This is a genomic window from Sphingomonas sp., assembly GCF_032114135.1.
Lineage (GTDB): Bacteria > Pseudomonadota > Alphaproteobacteria > Sphingomonadales > Sphingomonadaceae > Sphingomonas.
The window spans coordinates 166,124-182,393 of the sequence record NZ_DAMCTA010000002.1; the positions used below are offsets into that span (position 1 = coordinate 166,124).

At 68.5% G+C, this 16,270-nt stretch carries 14 protein-coding genes; 6 read left to right on the forward strand and 8 right to left on the reverse strand.

Features of this window, described 5'->3' with window-relative positions:
• Genes atzF through RT655_RS12845 form a run of 8 tightly spaced genes read right to left on the reverse strand, consistent with a single transcriptional unit; the run spans position 1 to position 9,991 of the window.
• A complete protein-coding gene (atzF, locus tag RT655_RS12810) occupies positions 1-1,758 on the reverse strand; it encodes an allophanate hydrolase (protein WP_313537354.1) in 1,758 nt (585 codons plus the stop codon).
• Positions 1,755-5,357, reverse strand: a complete 3,603-nt coding sequence (gene uca, locus RT655_RS12815) for an urea carboxylase (protein WP_313537357.1) — start codon at positions 5,355-5,357, stop codon at positions 1,755-1,757. The genes atzF and uca overlap by 4 nt, the downstream gene beginning before the upstream one ends.
• Entirely contained in the window at positions 5,354-5,989 is a 636-nt protein-coding gene (locus RT655_RS12820) for an urea amidolyase associated protein UAAP2 (RefSeq protein ID WP_313537360.1), read from the reverse strand. The genes uca and RT655_RS12820 overlap by 4 nt, the downstream gene beginning before the upstream one ends.
• Positions 5,989-6,807, reverse strand: a complete 819-nt coding sequence (locus RT655_RS12825) for an urea amidolyase associated protein UAAP1 (RefSeq protein ID WP_313537362.1) — start codon at positions 6,805-6,807, stop codon at positions 5,989-5,991. The genes RT655_RS12820 and RT655_RS12825 overlap by 1 nt, the downstream gene beginning before the upstream one ends.
• Positions 6,804-7,247, reverse strand: a complete 444-nt coding sequence (locus RT655_RS12830; protein WP_409530277.1) for a CopG family ribbon-helix-helix protein — start codon at positions 7,245-7,247, stop codon at positions 6,804-6,806. Before RT655_RS12830 ends, RT655_RS12825 begins: the two co-directional genes overlap by 4 nt.
• A 32-nt stretch (positions 7,248-7,279) precedes the next feature.
• Positions 7,280-8,086 carry an ATP-binding cassette domain-containing protein gene (locus RT655_RS12835; protein WP_313537368.1) on the reverse strand — a complete coding sequence of 269 codons (807 nt, stop codon included), beginning with the start codon at positions 8,084-8,086 and terminating at the stop codon, positions 7,280-7,282.
• Entirely contained in the window at positions 8,083-8,898 is an 816-nt protein-coding gene (locus RT655_RS12840; protein WP_313537371.1) for an ABC transporter permease, read from the reverse strand. Before RT655_RS12840 ends, RT655_RS12835 begins: the two co-directional genes overlap by 4 nt.
• Positions 8,899-8,911: 13 nt before the next feature.
• Positions 8,912-9,991 carry a putative urea ABC transporter substrate-binding protein gene (locus RT655_RS12845; protein WP_313537374.1) on the reverse strand — a complete coding sequence of 360 codons (1,080 nt, stop codon included), beginning with the start codon at positions 9,989-9,991 and terminating at the stop codon, positions 8,912-8,914.
• 223 nt (positions 9,992-10,214) lie between these two features.
• Here RT655_RS12845 and RT655_RS12850 point away from each other — a divergent pair, with 223 nt between their 5' ends.
• The 6 genes from RT655_RS12850 (at position 10,215) to RT655_RS12875 (ending at position 16,268) form a co-directional block, all read left to right on the forward strand.
• On the forward strand, positions 10,215-11,777 hold the full coding sequence (locus RT655_RS12850; protein ID WP_313537377.1) for an ATP-binding protein: 1,563 nt from the start codon (positions 10,215-10,217) through the stop codon (positions 11,775-11,777).
• Positions 11,767-12,684 (forward strand): DNA-binding response regulator, encoded by a 918-nt coding sequence (locus tag RT655_RS12855; RefSeq protein ID WP_313537380.1) that lies wholly within the window; start codon positions 11,767-11,769, stop codon positions 12,682-12,684. The genes RT655_RS12850 and RT655_RS12855 overlap by 11 nt, the downstream gene beginning before the upstream one ends.
• Positions 12,681-14,234 (forward strand): sulfotransferase, encoded by a 1,554-nt coding sequence (locus RT655_RS12860; RefSeq protein WP_313537383.1) that lies wholly within the window; start codon positions 12,681-12,683, stop codon positions 14,232-14,234. Before RT655_RS12855 ends, RT655_RS12860 begins: the two co-directional genes overlap by 4 nt.
• Positions 14,235-14,295: 61 nt before the next feature.
• Positions 14,296-14,670, forward strand: a complete 375-nt coding sequence (locus RT655_RS12865) for a hypothetical protein (RefSeq protein ID WP_313537386.1) — start codon at positions 14,296-14,298, stop codon at positions 14,668-14,670.
• Between the two features lie 206 nt (positions 14,671-14,876).
• Entirely contained in the window at positions 14,877-15,209 is a 333-nt protein-coding gene (locus RT655_RS12870; RefSeq protein ID WP_313537388.1) for a UrcA family protein, read from the forward strand.
• A gap of 174 nt (positions 15,210-15,383) precedes the next feature.
• Entirely contained in the window at positions 15,384-16,268 is an 885-nt protein-coding gene (locus tag RT655_RS12875) for a sterol desaturase family protein (RefSeq protein WP_313537390.1), read from the forward strand.
• Positions 16,269-16,270 lie beyond the last annotated feature (2 nt).

Below are 16,270 nucleotides of genomic sequence, written 5' to 3' on the forward strand. Positions count from 1 at the left end.
TCAGCCCCGCGCGATATAGGCGCGCCAGCCGCCGAGCGCGGTGATGTCCTCGGCGCCCGTCATCGCGCGCGGTTCGGCGACGAAGCCTTTGACCATGCTGCCGTCCGCCAGCGTCACGGTGCCGATCGCGAGTGGCGGCGGTACTTCCGCCACGAAGCTGCCGAACGCGGCCATGTCGAGCTCGTACACTTCCAGCGCGATCGCGGCGCCGCCTTCTTCGCTATAAACCAGCGCGGGCTTGGGCGGCACGCTCTCGGCCATGGCATAGAGCTTGTAGGTGGGGGCTGTCGTGGTCGCCTCGACGAACTTCGCCTCGCGCGAGGTCAGCTGCCAGTGGAGCGGCATCCCTTCGAGATGGGCGCCTACGACCGCGAGCTTCACCGTTTCCATCCGTCCCTCCAGGTCCAGCGGCGGCGGGGATGCCGGCGCGGGGAAAAGCGTGTTGGCCGCGTCGAGCAGCGCGCGATCGGTGCCTGCGGGGCCCATCAGCGTCACGCCGAAGCCGACGCCGCTGGCGTACGTGCCGGTCGGCACGGCAATCGCCGCCATGTCGAGCAGGTTCACAAAATTGGTATAGGCGCCGAGGCTTGCGTTGAGCCTGATCGGCTCGGCGAGCATCTCCGCGACGCGGTAGCTGGTCGGAGCGGTGGGAAGGGCGAGCAGGTCGACCTGGTCCCACATCGCCGCCGTGATTCGGGCAAGCTCGGCGAGGCGATAGGTGCCGTTGAACGCGTCGATCGCGCTATAGCCGAAGCCGCCCTCGACGATCTCGCGCACCACTGGATGGATGGCTTCCGGGTTGTCGAGCAGCAGGGCCTGCAATGCGGCGGTGCGCTCGGCGACCCAGGGGCCGTCATAGAGAAGGCGGGCGGTTTCATCTAGCGGGGCAAGGTCGATCTCGACCAGCTCGGCGTCGAGGCCGGCCAGCGCCTGGCGGTAGAGGAACTCGGATTCGATGTCGCCGAACCAGCGGCATTGCTCGGCGCGCGGTACGCCAATGCGTCGGCGGGCGCGGGGCACGTCCGGCAGCGCGCGAGAGAGCGACTCCGCCGCATCGAACCCGGCGGCGATGGTGTCGACCAGTGCGGCATCCTTGGTCGTTCCCGCGAAGACGGTGATGCAATCGAGCGTGCGGCAGGCGGGGACGAGGCCCGTGCTGCTCCAGCGGCCCTTGCTGGGCTTGAGCCCGACAAGATGGTTGAATGCGGCCGGCACACGGCCGGAGCCGGCGGTGTCGGTCCCCAGCGCGAAGGCGACCAGCCCGGCGGCGACCGTTACGGCCGAGCCCGAGCTGGAGCCGCCGCTTACCCAGGCGCGGTTATAGGCGTTGCGCGGGATACCATAGGGGCTGCGCGTGCCGTTGAGGCCGGTGGCGAACTGGTCGAGATTGGCCTTGCCCACCGGGATGGCGCCTGCCGCCGCCAGCTTTGCGACTACCGTGGCGGATGCCTCCGGCTGATAGGCGAAGGCAGGGCATGCAGCGGTGGTGGCGAGGCCCGCGAGGTCGATATTGTCCTTCGCCGCGAAGGGCACGCCGGCCAGCGGCAACGTCTCGCCCGCACCCACGCGCGCATCCACGGCAGCGGCCATCGCACGCAGCGCATCGGGCTCGAACCGGGAGATCCACACCGCCGGCTGGATCGCATCGTATGCGTCGAGCCGCGCCAGCACGTCCTCGATCACCGCGACCGCGCTTCGGCGCCCCGCTTGCACCTCGGCGGCGATGGCCGCCACCGAGAGCCGGTCGAGCGCCGTCATGCCCGCACCAGCGCCAGCACCGGCGAGCCCGGGGTGACGGTCTGGCGTTCGGCGACATAGAGCGCCGCCACCGTGCCCGCTGCCGGGCTGGTGACCGGGAACTCCATCTTCATCGCTTCGAGCACGGCGATGGTCTCGCCCGCATCGATCGGGTCGCCGACTTCCTTGAGCAGCTTCCACACGCTGCCGCCGAACGGCGCTTCGACCAGCTCGGCGCCCTCCGGCACCGTCACCGCTTCATCGGCGCTGTCGTCGGCGGTTTCGGTGAGGCTGGCGACGCGGTCGAACTCGCCCTTGCGTTCCCAGTCGGCGCGCTCGGCTGCGAAGGCGGCGTTGCGCTGCTTCTCGAACGCGGCGATCGAGCGCGCGTTCTCGGCGAGAAATTCGCGATAGTCGGAGAGCCGGAACTCGGTTTCCTCGATCTTGATCTCGCGCCGCCCTAGCGGGAAGTCGCGGCGCCATTCGGTCAGCTCTTCATGGCTGACGGGGAAGAAGCGGATCTGGTCGAAGAAGCGGAGCAGCCAGGGCTTGCCCTCGGCGAAGGCGCCGGTCTGGCGGTACGTGTTCCACACCTGGATGGTGCGCCCGAACAGCTGGTAGCCGCCCGGTCCCTCCATGCCATAGATGCACATATAGGCCCCGCCGATGCCGACCACGTTGGGCGGCGTCCAGGTGCGGGCCGGGTTGTACTTGGTGGTGACCAGCCGGTGGCGCGGGTCGATCGGGGTGGCGACCGGCGCGCCGAGATACACGTCGCCCAGGCCGTAGACGAGGTAGCTGGCGTCGAAGATGATCCGGTGGACCTCCTCGGCACTTTCCAGCCCATTGGCGCGGCGGATGAACTCGATATTGTCCGGGCACCAGGGCGCATCGTCGCGGACCACGCGCATGTAGCGCTGGATCGTCTCGTGGATCGCGGGGTCGTTCCAGCTGAGCGGCAGGTGGACGATGCGCGAAGGGATGACGAAATCCTCGAGGTCGCCGAGTTCGTTCTCGATCTGCACCAGCCGCTCGATCAGCGCCGCCTCCTTCAGGCGGATACCGTCGATATGCACCTGAAAGGAGCGAATGCCCGGCACGATGTCGAGGATGCCCGGCAGCGCGAGTTCGGCAAGCGCGGTCGTGGCGGCATGGACGCGCAGACGCAGCTCGAGGTCGAGCGTGATCGGGCCATATTCGATCAGCAGGTTGCGATCGCCCTGGCGGCGGAACAGCACGCGCGGGCGGCGACCCTTGGCGGGCAGGTCGACCAAGATCGCGTCGCGTCCGCCGCCCTTGGCGGGGCTGGTCGCGGTGGCGGCGCGGCCTTCGATCAACGCTGCTTCGGCTGCTGCTGCGGCATCGGCTTCGTCGAGGCTGACCTGCTCGAACTGGATGCGGTCGCCCGGCGCGAGCTGGCCGACCTTCCACAGGTCCGCCGCGATTACCACGAACGGGCAGACGAAGCCGCCGAGCGAGGGACCGTCCGGCCCCAGGATGATCGGCATGTCGCCGGTGAAGTCCAGCGCGCCGATCGCGTAAGGGTTATCGTGGATGTTGGACGGGTGGAGCCCCGCCTCGCCGCCATCCTTGCGCGCCCAGTGCGGCTTGGGGCCGACCAGCCGCACGCCGGTGCGGTTGCTGTTGTAATGGACTTTCCACTCGGCGGAGAGGATCGTGTCGACGTCCTCGGGCGCGAAGAAGTCGGGGGCGCCGTGCGGGCCGTAGAGGACGCGGATCGTCCAATCCGGGCCGAGCTGCTCCTGCTTGATCGCGCGGGGGCCGGGGATCACGGCGGGGGCATGATCGGTGAGGTGCAGCGTATCGCCGACGCGGAGCACGCGCCCGCCATGGCCGCCAAATTCGCCAAGATCGAAGGTGCTGGCGCTGCCGAGATAGCTCGGCACGTCGAGCCCGCCGGCGAACAGGATATAGCCGCGCATGCCGCCGCCGGTGACGCGACCCAGCGCCAGCGTCTGGCCCTCGGCGATGGCGAGGGGCTTGTTGCGCTCGACCGGCTTGCCGTCGAGCGTCGCGGCGAAGTCGGCGCCGGTGAGGACGATGCGGGTCGCGGCGTTGAACTGGAGCGTCGGGCCCGTCGCGGTCATCTCCAGCCCGGGCGCGGTGCTGTCGTTGCCGAGCAGCATGTTGCCGAGGCGGAAGGCGCGCGCGTCCATCGGCCCCGAGGGCGGCACGCCGATGTCCCAAAGGCCGACGCGGCCGGGATAATCCTGCACGCTGGTCGCGGTGCCGGCCGAACGGACGACGATGCTCTGCGGACGGTGGACGACGCTTTCCAGCGAGCGGGTGGAGACGTCGCCCGTCACGAAATCTTCGCTGCGGGCCACGTCGCGCAGCCAGCGGATATTGGTCTCGATGCCGGCGAAGCGGGTGCGGTCGAGCGCCGCCTGCATCGCCGCGACGGCGGATTCGCGGTCCTCGCCGTGCACGATCAGCTTGGCGAGCATCGGATCGTAGAAGGACGAAACCACGCTGCCCGATTCCACCCAACTCTCGACGCGGACGCCTTCGGGGAAGACGACGTCGGTGAGCGTGCCGGAGGCGGGGCGGAAGTCGACCGCTGGATCCTCGGCATAGAGCCGCGCCTGGATCGACCAGCCCTTGGGGGCGGGGACGGGGGTGTCGAGGAAGCTGTAGTCGCCGCCTGCGACGCGGACCATCCACTCGACCAGATCGACGCCGGTCACTTCCTCGGTGACGCCGTGCTCGACCTGCAGCCGCGTGTTCACTTCGAGGAAGAACCAGTCCTCGCGCGCCGGATCGTAGAGGAACTCGACCGTGCCGGCGGAGCGATAGTTGGCCGCCTGGCCCAGCCGCACCGCCGCCTCGATCAACGCCGCACGGACGCGTTCGGGCAGGTGCGGGGCGGGGGCTTCCTCGACGACCTTCTGGTTGCGGCGCTGGAGCGAGCAGTCGCGCTCGCCGAGCGCCACGACGCGGCCCTGGCCGTCACCGAAGATCTGCACCTCGACATGACGGGCGCGCGGCACGAAGCGTTCGAGGAACAGCCCGGCATCGCCGAAATTGCCCGCGCCCAGCCGCGCCACCGCGGCATAGCCGTCGCGCACCGCCTGGGCATCGTTGCACACGCGCATGCCGATGCCGCCGCCGCCGGCGGTCGCCTTGAGCATCACCGGATAGCCGATCCGCTCCGCCGCTTCGAGCGCGGCCTCGACGCTGTCGAGCAGGCCAGTTCCGGGGGCGAGGGGGACGTTCTCCGCCTCGGCGAGCGCGCGGGCGCTGTGCTTGAGGCCGAAGGCGCGGATGCTGTTCGGGGTCGGGCCGATGAAGGCGATGCCGGCGGCCTCGCAAGCCTCGGCAAAAGCGGCATTCTCGGAGAGGAAGCCATAGCCGGGGTGGATCGCGTCGGCGCCGGTTTCCTTGGCGGCCGCGAGAATGCGGGCGACGTCGAGATAGCTTTCCGCCGCCGGGCCGGGGCCGATCCGCACCGCAACGTCGGCAAGCGCCACGTGGCGCGAGGCCTCGTCGGCATCGGAGAACACCGCGACCGAGCGGATGCCCATTGTCTTGAGCGTGCGGATGATCCGGCAGGCGATCGCCCCGCGATTGGCGATCAGGACGGTGCGCACGCCGCTCATGCGGTGACGATCATGCGGACGGGGGTGGGATTGAAGCCGTTGCAGGGATTGTTGATCTGCGGGCAATTCGAAACGACCACGGTCACATCCATTTCTGCGCGAAGATCCACGGTCAGGCCGGGCGCGGAGATGCCGTCGACGATGCCCAATGCACCATCGGCCTCGACCGGCACGTTCATGAAGAAGTTCACGTTCGACACGATGTCGCGCTTGCCCCGGCCGTCGCGCAGATTGGCTTCGAGGAAATTGTCGACACAGGCGTGCTGCGCCTTGGTGTGGTGGCCGTAGCGCAGCGTGTTGGACTCGCACGAACAGGCGCCGCCGATCGTGTCGTGATACTCGACCGCCGTCGCGGTGATCGTCATCATCGGCCGGCCCTCGTTCGAGCGGAGCACGCTGCCGGTGCGCAGGAAGATATTGGCGTGCGCCGCGATCGTGTCCTGCGCGCTGTAGCGCTCGGCATCGTCGTGGGTGGCGTAGAGTAGGAAATCGACGGCCTGGTTGCCTTCGAGGTCGACGACGCGGAGCGTCTCGCCCGCCTTTACCCGGTGCAGCCAGGGGGCGCGGGCGGGAACGATCTCGTCATGGATCACCCGGCCGGTGAGGCCGGCAAGCGCCATATCCTGTTCCATCAGCGGCGGGCCCAGTCTTCGGTGTTGAGGAAGGCGCGCTGCCGCTCGGGCGTCGCGTTGCGGATCGGATCGTCCTCGGCCGTTACCGGGCAGCGCCAGGCGGTGGCGCGCAGCGGGGTGACGGTCCAGGGGCGCGGATCGAGCACGTGCGGGCAGTTGGCGAGCACGACGATCAGGTCCATCTCGGCGCGCAGCACCAGCGAGCGGCGGGGCGCGAACGGCCCGAGCTGCGGTTCGGTGCTGCCGTCGGCGGCGATGCGGACGCCCTTGAACAGGTTCACGCACGGATGCACGTCGCGGCGAGCAAGGCCGTGCTTGGCGGCGCCGAGCAGCAGCCGGTCGCGGGCGTTGGGGTAGGGGCCGGAATTGCTGCCGTCCCCGTAGCGGCGCGCGTTCGACGCGGCGTTGGAGGCGCCACAGAACGCGTCGTGCGTGGCGGCGTCGTCGCGCTCGATGCTGGCGAGCACGCGGCCCATATCCGAGAGAAACAGGCTGCCCTCGCCGAGATAGGCGTTCCACTGTACCTTCACCGTGTCCGCGACGTTGAGCCGCTCGGTCGGCATCGCGGCGTTGAACAGCTGGAGCGAGGCGCAGGCATCGCCCTGCAGGTCGATCAGCCGCAGCCGAGTGCCGCGCGACAATACCCGGCTGGCATAGCCGCCTGCGGCGACCGTCTCTTCCCAGACCAGATCGTCGGCCGATACGCCCGCAGGCAGATCGTCCGCCTTGGGCGGCAGGATCGGCATCGCCTCGACGACGGTGCCGGCCATCGCACGCGCATGGTCGCGCGCGGCATTGGGGTCGGCGAGAATGCTCATGCCGCCTTGCTCCCTTCGGGGGCCCCCGCCTCGTCCTGCTCGTGGAGCGGGGGCAGCAGCGCGGTGGTGGTGAAGAGGCGCAGCTGCTGCACGCCGCGCACCTTGCGCAGCGCGTCGCACAGGTCGCGCAGCCGGCGCGCCGGCCCCTGGACCAGCAGCACCTCGAGCGACTGATCGTCCTCTAAAAAGACGTGCTGCGAGGAGATGACCTCCTTCAGATACTCGGCCTGGGTCTGCGCCAGCTGGTGGCGCACGCGGCCGAGATCGGCGCGGTAGACGAGCGTGATCGTGCCCGCGAGCATCTCCTCGGGACGCGAGGCGGCGCTCTGCTCGGCGAGCTCGTCGCGGATCAGCTCGGCGATCAGCTGCGAGCGCGAGGGGAGCCCGCGGTCTTCCACCATTTCATCGAGCTGGCGGAAGAGTTCGGCTGGCAGGCTCATGCTGAGCCGGGCGAGGGAGGAGGAGGGTTCCTTCACAATGATTCCTCTTTCCCGGTTATTACTGATTCTGTCAATCGTAATACTTCCTGCTGCGCCTCGACGATCGCCTCGCGCCGCTTGCGGGTGAGGTGGAGGTCATAGACGGCGGTAGCGCCGTAGCGGTGCGGGGCGTGCGGATCGATGCGGCGCTTGTCGAAGGTGAGCACGCGGGTGCCGAGGTTGAACGCCTCGGAAATGTCGTGGGTGACCATCAGCACGGTGAGTGCGTGCTCCTCCCACAGCTTGAGGATCAGCCGGTGCATGTCCTGGCGGATGCCGGGATCGAGCGCGCCGAACGGCTCGTCGAGCAGCAGCACGCGCGGCCGCGCGATCAGCGCCTGGGCGATGGCGAGCCGCTGCTGCATGCCGCCGGAGAGCTGGGCGGGGTAGAGGTCGAGCGCGTCGCCCAGCCCCACCTCGGCGAGCATCGCGGCGGCCTCGTCGCGGGCGCGGCGGCGGGCGGCACCGAACAGCCGGGCGGTGAGCGGTGCGGCCACGCATTCGCGCTCGAACATCACGTTCCGGAGCGCGGTCAAATGCGGGAACACCGAATAGCGCTGGAACACCACGCCGCGATCGGGACCGCATTCGCCGGGAAGCAGCGTGCCGTCGAGCAGGATCTTGCCGCGGGTCGGGCGTTCCTGGCCGAGTGCCAGCCGCAGGAAGCTGCTCTTGCCCGCTCCGGAGGGGCCCACGATCGAGACGAAGCTGCGCTCGGCGATGTCGAGCTCGACCCGCTCCAGCACGACCTTGTCGCCATATTCGAGCCAGACATTCTGGAAGGATAGGAGCGCGCTCATCGGCCGGCTCCATGCGCCCAGGCAAAGGCGCGCTTGCTCAGCTGGGCCAGCGCCACGTCCATCAGGATGGCGAGGATCGAGATCCAGGCGACATAGGGGATGATGATGTCCATCGAGAGATAGCGGCGGACGAGGAAGATCCGGTAGCCGAGCCCGATGTCCGACGCGATCGCCTCGGCCGAGATCAGGTAGACCCAGGCCGGTCCGAGCGAGAGGCGGATGCCCGCGATCAGCCGGGGCAGCGCCTGGGGCAGGGCAACGCGGAGGGCCAGCTGCCAGCTGCTGGCGCCGAGCGTTTGCGCCTTGATCAGCTGCTCCTGGGGAATGGCGGTGATGTGGTCGGCGAGGTCGCGGATCAGGAAGGGGGTGACGCCGATCACGATCAGCGCGACCTTGGCGGTGTCGCCCAGCCCAAAGACGATGAACAGGATCGGCAGCAAAGCGATCGGCGGGATCACCGCGATCGTGGTGACGAAAGCGCCGAAGGTGGCGCGGGCGGCGGGCAGCACGCCCAGCACCATGCCGACGAGCAGCGCCGACAGCGCGCAGATGCCGAGCGCGAGCCCCAGCCGCTCGAGGCTGGCCAGCGTGTCCGCCCAGAAGAGCAGCCGGCCGCTCAAGGGATCGGCCTGGGCAAGCAAGCTGTGCATCGCCTCGACCATCGCGCCGGGCGTCGGCAGCAGCTTGTCCGAGGGGTTCTCGGCGTGCCGCGCTGCCGAGGCGAAGAGGTAGACGATCGCCACCAGCAGCAGCGGCAGGCTCCCCAGCAACCAGCCGGTGCGGCGGCGGGGACGGATGTTCACCCAGCGCATATGGGGTCCGACCTCAGAGTTTGCCGGCCGCGGCCAGCTCCATATAGGTCGGGTCGAAGCGCAGCTTGACGTTGTTCGCGTCGCCGATCGTCTTGCCCGGCACCGAAATGCCGATCGCATCGGCGGACTTGGCGCCCTGACCGAACAAGCCCTTGGAGAAGCTGAAGTCGCGCACCTTCACCATGGTCGCGCCGATCGCGGGGGACTTCACGGCTACGACGGCATCCTGCGGCGTGCCGTAGAGGTGCGTGGTGGTGAGCTGTGCATCGAACGCCTGCGGGGTGGCGCCGGCGAGCTTGGCCATCGCCGCGCGGGCGGCGGCGCCGGCGGCATCCTTCTTCTGCATCAGCTGGATCGTTTCGTACCAGATGCCCGCCAGCGCCTTGCCCAAATTGGGGTTGGCCTTGAGCGTCGCGGTGTCGACGGCGAGCAGGTCGAGGATCTCGGCGGGGACCTGGCTCGAATCGAACACCTTGGTGGCACCCGGCAGCTTGGCGACTTCGGTCAGCTGCGGGTTCCAGGTGACGACGGCGGTGGCGGCCGGGTTGGCGAAGGCGCCGACGATGTCCGCGTCCGAGGTGTTGACCGTCTTCACGTCGGAGAGCTGGAGACCCACCGTGGAGAGCCCACGCGCGAGCAGATAGTGCGAGACGGAGAGCTCGACGAGATAGACGGTGCGGCCCTTGATGTCGGCGAGGCTCTTGGCGTTCTTGAGCACGATGCCGTCATTGCCGTTGGAATAATCGCCCAGAATGATCGCGCTGGTATCTTTGCCCCCCGCAGCGGGTATGGTGAGCGCGTCCATGTTGGTGACGGTCACGCCGTCGAGCTTGCCGGCGTTGAACTGGTTCACCGACTCGACGTAATCGTTGACCTGGGTGAAGTGGATTTTCACGCCGTATTTGTCGGCCCATTTCTTCACGATGCCGGCTTGTTCGGCATAGGGCCAGGGCATCCAGCCCGCATAGATCGACCAGCCAATGTTGAACTCGGTCCGCGCCTTGGGTGCAGTGCCGCTACCGCCGCACGACGCCGTCGCCAGCATCGCCACCGCCGCTACCGCGATCCGCGCCTTGGAAACCCATTTTGTCATGATCGACCCCCATCTTCGCAGCGCGAGAAAGCGCGAATTTCAGCCGCCGGACGGTCGCATCCGATATTACGTTTGCTCAATCCAGTAATACGACTTATAGGCATGTCATATGGCATGTGTCACCCCAAATCGTGATGCTGCAATGCGTCATTCAGGCACTGGCGAGCCTCGGTTTCGGGGCGCTGCCGCCGCGCGTCCTTGCAGGCGAAGGGGCTGAACCGACATGGCGATGGCGCGCATTCTTGGGACGATCTGCCTGGGGCTCGCGCTCGCCATTGCCGCGACCTTCGCCCGGCTGTTCCTGAAGGCGCGCGAGGGCCATCGTGCCGCCGAGGACGCGAATCGCGCGCAGACCGAGCGGCTCTGCGCCGAGATCGCCGCGCACCAGGAGACAGAAGCCGCGCTGGCCAAGGCCAAGGAAACCGCCGAGGCCGCCAACGCCGCCAAGACGCGCTATCTGGTGGCGGTCAGCCACGAGATCCGCTCGCCGCTCAACGCCATCTATGGCTATGCGCAGTTGCTCGAACGCGGCGACTCGATTCCGCCCCGCGAGGCGGGGGGGGTGATCCGCCGCTCGGCCGAGCATCTCACCAACCTGGTCGAAGGCCTGCTCGACATCTCGCGCGTCGAAAGCGGCGTGCTCCAGGTGCGGCAGGAACTGGTGCGGCTGCCCGCGTTGCTCGACCAGGTGGTGGAGATGTTCCGCGTCCAGGCCTCGGCCAAGGGGCTGTCGCTCGACTATGTCGTCGAGGGCCGGCTGCCCGCCTATGTCCGCACCGACGAAAAACGGCTGCGGCAGATCCTGATCAACCTGCTGTCGAACGCGATCAAATATACGGAGAAGGGCGGCGCGACGCTGACCGTGCGCTACCGCAGCCAGAGCGCCGCCATCGAGGTGCGCGACACCGGCCCCGGTATCCCGGCCGAGGATCTGGAGCGGATCTTCGAGCCCTTCGAGCGGGGCCGCGAGCCCGATACCGTGATGCAGCCGGGCATCGGGCTCGGGCTCGCCATCACCCGCGTGTTGGCGCGGATCCTGGGCGGCGAAGTCACGGTGACGAGCGAGCTGGGTAAGGGCAGCAGCTTCCTTCTCCGCCTGCTCCTACCCGAACCGATCGAAGCGCCCGCGGGGGCCGCCGCCTATCGCCGGGTCACCGGCTATAAGGGCCCGCAAAAGACGATCCTGGTGATCGACGACAGCCCGGCCCAGACCACCGTGGTCAACCATCTGCTGCGGCCGCTGGGCTTTTCGGTGTTCGAGGCGAGCGGCGGCGCTGCCGGGCTCGCGCTCGCCGAGCATTGTTCGCCCGATCTCGTGCTGCTCGACATCCAGATGCCGGGCACCAGCGGCTGGGACATCGCCGACCAACTGCGCGCTCGCTTCGGGTCGGGGCTGCGCATCGTGATGGTCTCGGCCAACGCGCATGAATTCCATGCCGGCCGCGACGGCCGACGCGCACACGATGCCTTCCTCACCAAGCCGGTCGATCTCGACGCGCTGCTCGACATGATCGCGCGGCAGCTGGGGCTCGACTGGATCGTCGAGGATGCCGAGGCGGCAGCCGCGCCGTCCCGTCCACCGATGGCACTGCCTGAGTCGGCGGCGCCCTATCTCGATGCGCTGCGCCGCTTTATGAAGCTCGGGCATGTCCGTGGAATCGAAACGACACTCGTGAGCTTGAAGAGGGACGTTCCCGAAAGCGCCGATCTCGTCGCGCGGCTGCGGCCGCAATTGGAGGCGTTCGATCTGCGCGGGCTGGCAAGGACGCTCGACGATGTCGGCTAGCGATCCCGGCGCCACGATCCTGGTGGTGGACGACACCCCCGAATCGCTCCGCTTCCTCACCGCGACGCTGGAGCAGGCGGGGATGACGGTGCTGATCGCAGTCGACGGGCTCGCCGCGCTGGAGCTGCTGGAGCATGGCACGCCCGACCTGATCCTGATGGACGCGGTGATGCCCGGGCTCGACGGGTTCAGCACCACCCGGCGGATCAAGCAGGACGGCCGCTTCCGCCATGTGCCCGTGATCTTCATGACCGGGCTGACCGAGAGCGAGCATGTCGTGCGTGGGCTCGATGCCGGGGCGGTGGATTATGTCCACAAGCCGATCGTGGTGGACGAGCTGCTGGCGCGCGTATCGGTGCATCTTGCCAATGCCCGGATCGCGCAGAGCAGCCAGCTGGCGCTCGACACCGCCGGGCGGCCATCGTTCGCGGTGGACGGCGAGGGTCAGACCGGCTGGCTGACCCCGCTCGCCGCCGAGACGATCGAGCGACTGTTCCCCGACTGGTCGCCGCGTGCGCTGGACCTGCCCGACGAACTCGCCGTGATCGTGCGGCGGCTGCAGGATCCGGCAGTGCCACCGGGTGCGCAGGCAACGCTGCAGATTGGCGACAGCACGCTCCAGTGCAGCTTCCTGCGCCAGACCAGTGCCCGCGAATGGCTGTTCCGCCTCACCGAGAAGCGCGAGGGCGATGCCGAACGCATCCTCGCCGAGCGCCACGGCCTTACCTCGCGCGAGGCGGAGGTGCTGGTGTGGCTCAGCCGCGGCAAGCAGAATCGCGAGATCAGCGAAATCCTGGAGATCAGCCCGCGCACGGTGAACAAGCATCTCGAGCAGATCTTCCAGAAAATGGGCGTCGAGAACCGCGCCTCGGCGACGGCGATCGCCGTGGCGACGCTCGCCGGATGAGCGCGGCGGCGGCGCGGGCGGCGCGGGCGGCGCTGGCGCAGGGGGATTTCGAGACGGCTGCACGGCTGGCCACTGCGGCGCTGCCCTCCGCCGAGGGGGCCTTCCTGCTGGGCGTGATCGCGGCGGAGCAGGGGCGGATCGGCGAAGCGATCCGGCAGATCGAGGCGGTGGTGGGGCAGGCGCCGCGCGGCGAATATCACGCGCAGCTCGCCCGGCTCTACACGCTGGTGCGGCGCGACGGCGACGCGGCGGCGCAGCTCGCGGCGGCGGAGGCGGACCCGCCTACCGATGCGCTGTCGCGCGATACGATCGGCTGCGTTTACGCCCGGCTCGGGGATCACGAGGCGGCGCTGCCGCACTTTGAGGTGGCGGTGGCGCTGGCGCCGGAGAACGACCAGTTCCTCTACAACCATGCGGCGACGCTGAGTTTTCTCGGACGCGTCGATGACGCCGAGGCGGTGCTGGAAACGCTGCTCGCGCGCAGTCCGGACGATGCCCGCGCCCACCATCTGCTTGCCGGGCTGCGCAAGCAGGGGCCCGAGCGCAACCATGTCGACCGGCTGCAAGCGGCCAAGCAGCGCGCGCGCGGGCCGGACCGGCTGCTCACCGGCTATGCGCTCGCCACGGAGCTGGAGGATATCGGGCGTGGTGACGCGGCGCTGGCTTGCCTGCTGGAGGTCAACGCCGAACATCGCGCCGCACTCGGCTATGATCCGGCGCGCGATGCGGCGATCGTCGATGCGGTGGCGGGAAGCTGGCCGGCCTTCGCCGCCGCGCCGGTCACCGACGCACCCGCCGAGGCGCCGATCCTAATCATCGGCATGCCGCGCACCGGCACGACGCTGGTCGACCGAATCCTCGCCGCGCATCCGGCGGTCGAGAGCGTCGGCGAGCTCCAGGCCTTGCCGCTGGCGGTAAAGGCCGCCTCGGGCACACGCAGCCGCACGGTCCTCGACCCCGCGACGCTGCGCGCTGCGGCAGGCACCGATCTCGGCGCGATCGGCCGCGACTATCTGGCGCGCGCCGCGCATCATCGGCGGCTGCCCGACCGACGCTTCGTCGACAAATTTCCCGGCAATTTCCACTATGCCGGCATCGCCGCCCGCGGGCTGCCGAATGCCGCGATCGTCTGCCTGCGCCGCAATCCGATGGACACGGTGCTGGCCAATTTCCGCAACCTGTTCGCGATCAGCTCGCGCTATTACGACTATAGCTACGACCTGCTCGACATCGCCGCGTACGTGGCCGGGTTCGAGCGGCTGATGACCCTATGGCGCGCGGCGCTGCCCGGGCGCATCCTGGACCTGCGCTACGAGGACATTGTCGCCGACCAGGAAGACGCGACCCGTCGTCTGCTCGCGCATTGCGGGCTCGGCTGGTCCGATCGCTGCCTCGACTTCCATGCGCAGGGCGGGGCGGTCTCCACGCCCAGCGCCGCGCAGGTCCGCCGCCCGATCTATCGCGACTCGGTCGCGCGCTGGCGCAAGCACGAAGCGGTGCTGGCGCCCGTCGCTGCCTATTTCGCCGAGCGTGGCATCGCCATCGACTGAGCGCCATGTACGTCAAACGGCGCATGGTGCGGCGCGGCGTGCTCCGGCATGCCTCCCGTGCATGGCAGTATTCTCCCGTCTCGTCCTCGCCGCCGCGCTGCTGACCGCGCCGGCGGCGCATGCCGACACGCGTCCGAGCGCAAAGCTGGTGCGCTGTTCGGAGGGCGACTGTCTGCTGATCCGAGGGACGCGCAGCTCCGCCGCTCAGACGATCACGATCAACGACCGCGTCGTCGCGGCGAGCGGCGGGCGCGGCTGGAAAGTCCGCGTGCCGGTGGCGGCGGTGCGCGGCTTCGCCTCTCCCTTCGCCCGTACGCTCGACGTGGCGGTGCTCGATGCGGCGGGGCAGGTTGAGCGGCGGGAAACCGTCCGCCTGCCGGTCGGCCTGATGGGACACACTACCGAACTCGCGTCGCTAGTAGTACGAGCGCGATGATCCGTAATAATGATGGAGTCGTTTCTGGTGGTATGAAGAACGGCTGAAGCTGTAATAAGCCATTGCTGCGTTGCAAAACTTGCCGTATCGCAGGATACGGAAGTTACGTAGCGTATCTATAGTTTTTAAACTTGCCGTTCGTCGTCCCTGTGACTAGATGCGCCTCAACCGCTCGGGTGAGGCGGTCTTGGTTGCAGGAGATTGCCATGAAGATGCTCGTAGCGGCCGCCGCCGCGCTTTCGATCAGCACCGCCGCCTTTGGCGGCACCACCGACACCGGCTTCGGCAAGCCGAGCGCAACGCTGACGCTCGCCGGGCTCGATCTCGCCACTGCCGACGGCCAGCAGCGCCTCGCCACCCGCGTCGACCAGGCCGCCCGCGCGGTGTGCGGCGAGAATCTCGCCACCATCCACCCCGATCTCGAAGCCCGCGCGCGCCTGTGCCGCGCCGATGTCGCCGAGCAGGTTCGCAGCCAGATCGAGGCGCGCGTCGCCCAGGCGAACAAGAGCCGCGGCGTGCAGGTCGCCTCGCTGCGCTGAGCCCGACGACCTGAACGGTCTTTTCCCGGCCGCGCGTGTTCCGAAAGGATGCGCGCGGCCGTTTGCTTGCGGGCCCGCTACGTCATTCGGCCACCTGCGCGCGTATGGTTTGCATGGCTAGCTTCGGATCGAAACGGGGCGGCATCGCCCCAGTCGCGATCGGGACGACAGCGCATGACCAAAGGGCTCGTGAACCTCATACCGCCGGCCACCGTGCTCGCGGTCGTCTGCTTCTGGGCCTTCGCGCCCGCCGCCGTCCTTGCCAATCCCTGGACGATCGTGATCGTCTCGTCGCTGATCACGCTCTACATCCAAGGCCTCGAATTTCTGTTCGAACGGCATGCGGGCTGGCGGATGAACTGGCGCGAGTTCTGGACCGACCTGTTCTACGTCGTGCTCGGCGCGACCGCGATTTCCTGGGTGTCGCGCGCACTCGCCGATACGCCGTTGCTCGCGCTCAAGCAGTCGCTGGGGATTGCGACGCCGTGGTTGATGCAATGGCCGTTCCTGGCGCAGGTGGCGCTGGTGATCTTCCTGATCGAGTTCGGCCAATACTGGATGCACCGGCTGATGCACAATTCGGCGCCCTTCTGGATGACCCATGCGCCGCATCACCACATAACCCAGCTTAACGCCGCCAAGGGCTATGTCGGCAATCCGATCGAGCTGTTCCTGATCAGCCTCAGCGTCGTCGCGCTGTTCGACCTGCCGCTGACCGCGATCTTCTGCGGGCTGAGCGTGCTGGGCGTCGTCTCCGGCTTCGCGCATGCCAATGTCCGGTCGGATCCGCCGATCTGGTACAGCTTCGTCTTCACCACGATCCGCCACCACAGCCTGCACCATTCGGTGCCCTATGAGGATACGCGCTGCAATTACGGCAACTCGCTGATCCTGCTCGACCGCATCTTCGGCACCTACAAGGAAGGCGAGGCCTCGGTCGTCGGCCAGGACGAACGGCGGCGGTTGTCGATCCGCGAGCAATGGCTGTTCCCCTTCCAGCCGATCCTCTCCCGGCTGAAGCAGCGCCCGGCTGACACCACCGTTGTGGCGGCGGGCTGAGC

Excerpts from the sequence above, each read along its gene's own strand:
- atzF (WP_313537354.1), bottom strand. The coding sequence starts at position 1,758 with ATGACGGCGCTCGACCGGCTCTCGGTGGCGGCCATCGCCGCCGAGGTG.
- uca (WP_313537357.1), bottom strand. The coding sequence starts at position 5,357 with ATGAGCGGCGTGCGCACCGTCCTGATCGCCAATCGCGGGGCGATCGCC.
- RT655_RS12820 (WP_313537360.1), bottom strand. The coding sequence starts at position 5,989 with ATGGAACAGGATATGGCGCTTGCCGGCCTCACCGGCCGGGTGATCCAT.
- RT655_RS12825 (WP_313537362.1), bottom strand. The coding sequence starts at position 6,807 with ATGAGCATTCTCGCCGACCCCAATGCCGCGCGCGACCATGCGCGTGCG.
- RT655_RS12830 (WP_409530277.1), bottom strand. The coding sequence starts at position 7,247 with ATGAGCCTGCCAGCCGAACTCTTCCGCCAGCTCGATGAAATGGTGGAA.
- RT655_RS12835 (WP_313537368.1), bottom strand. The coding sequence starts at position 8,086 with ATGAGCGCGCTCCTATCCTTCCAGAATGTCTGGCTCGAATATGGCGAC.
- RT655_RS12840 (WP_313537371.1), bottom strand. The coding sequence starts at position 8,898 with ATGCGCTGGGTGAACATCCGTCCCCGCCGCCGCACCGGCTGGTTGCTG.
- RT655_RS12845 (WP_313537374.1), bottom strand. The coding sequence starts at position 9,991 with ATGACAAAATGGGTTTCCAAGGCGCGGATCGCGGTAGCGGCGGTGGCG.
- RT655_RS12850 (WP_313537377.1), top strand. The coding sequence starts at position 10,215 with ATGGCGATGGCGCGCATTCTTGGGACGATCTGCCTGGGGCTCGCGCTC.
- RT655_RS12855 (WP_313537380.1), top strand. The coding sequence starts at position 11,767 with ATGTCGGCTAGCGATCCCGGCGCCACGATCCTGGTGGTGGACGACACC.
- RT655_RS12860 (WP_313537383.1), top strand. The coding sequence starts at position 12,681 with ATGAGCGCGGCGGCGGCGCGGGCGGCGCGGGCGGCGCTGGCGCAGGGG.
- RT655_RS12865 (WP_313537386.1), top strand. The coding sequence starts at position 14,296 with ATGGCAGTATTCTCCCGTCTCGTCCTCGCCGCCGCGCTGCTGACCGCG.
- RT655_RS12870 (WP_313537388.1), top strand. The coding sequence starts at position 14,877 with ATGAAGATGCTCGTAGCGGCCGCCGCCGCGCTTTCGATCAGCACCGCC.
- RT655_RS12875 (WP_313537390.1), top strand. The coding sequence starts at position 15,384 with ATGACCAAAGGGCTCGTGAACCTCATACCGCCGGCCACCGTGCTCGCG.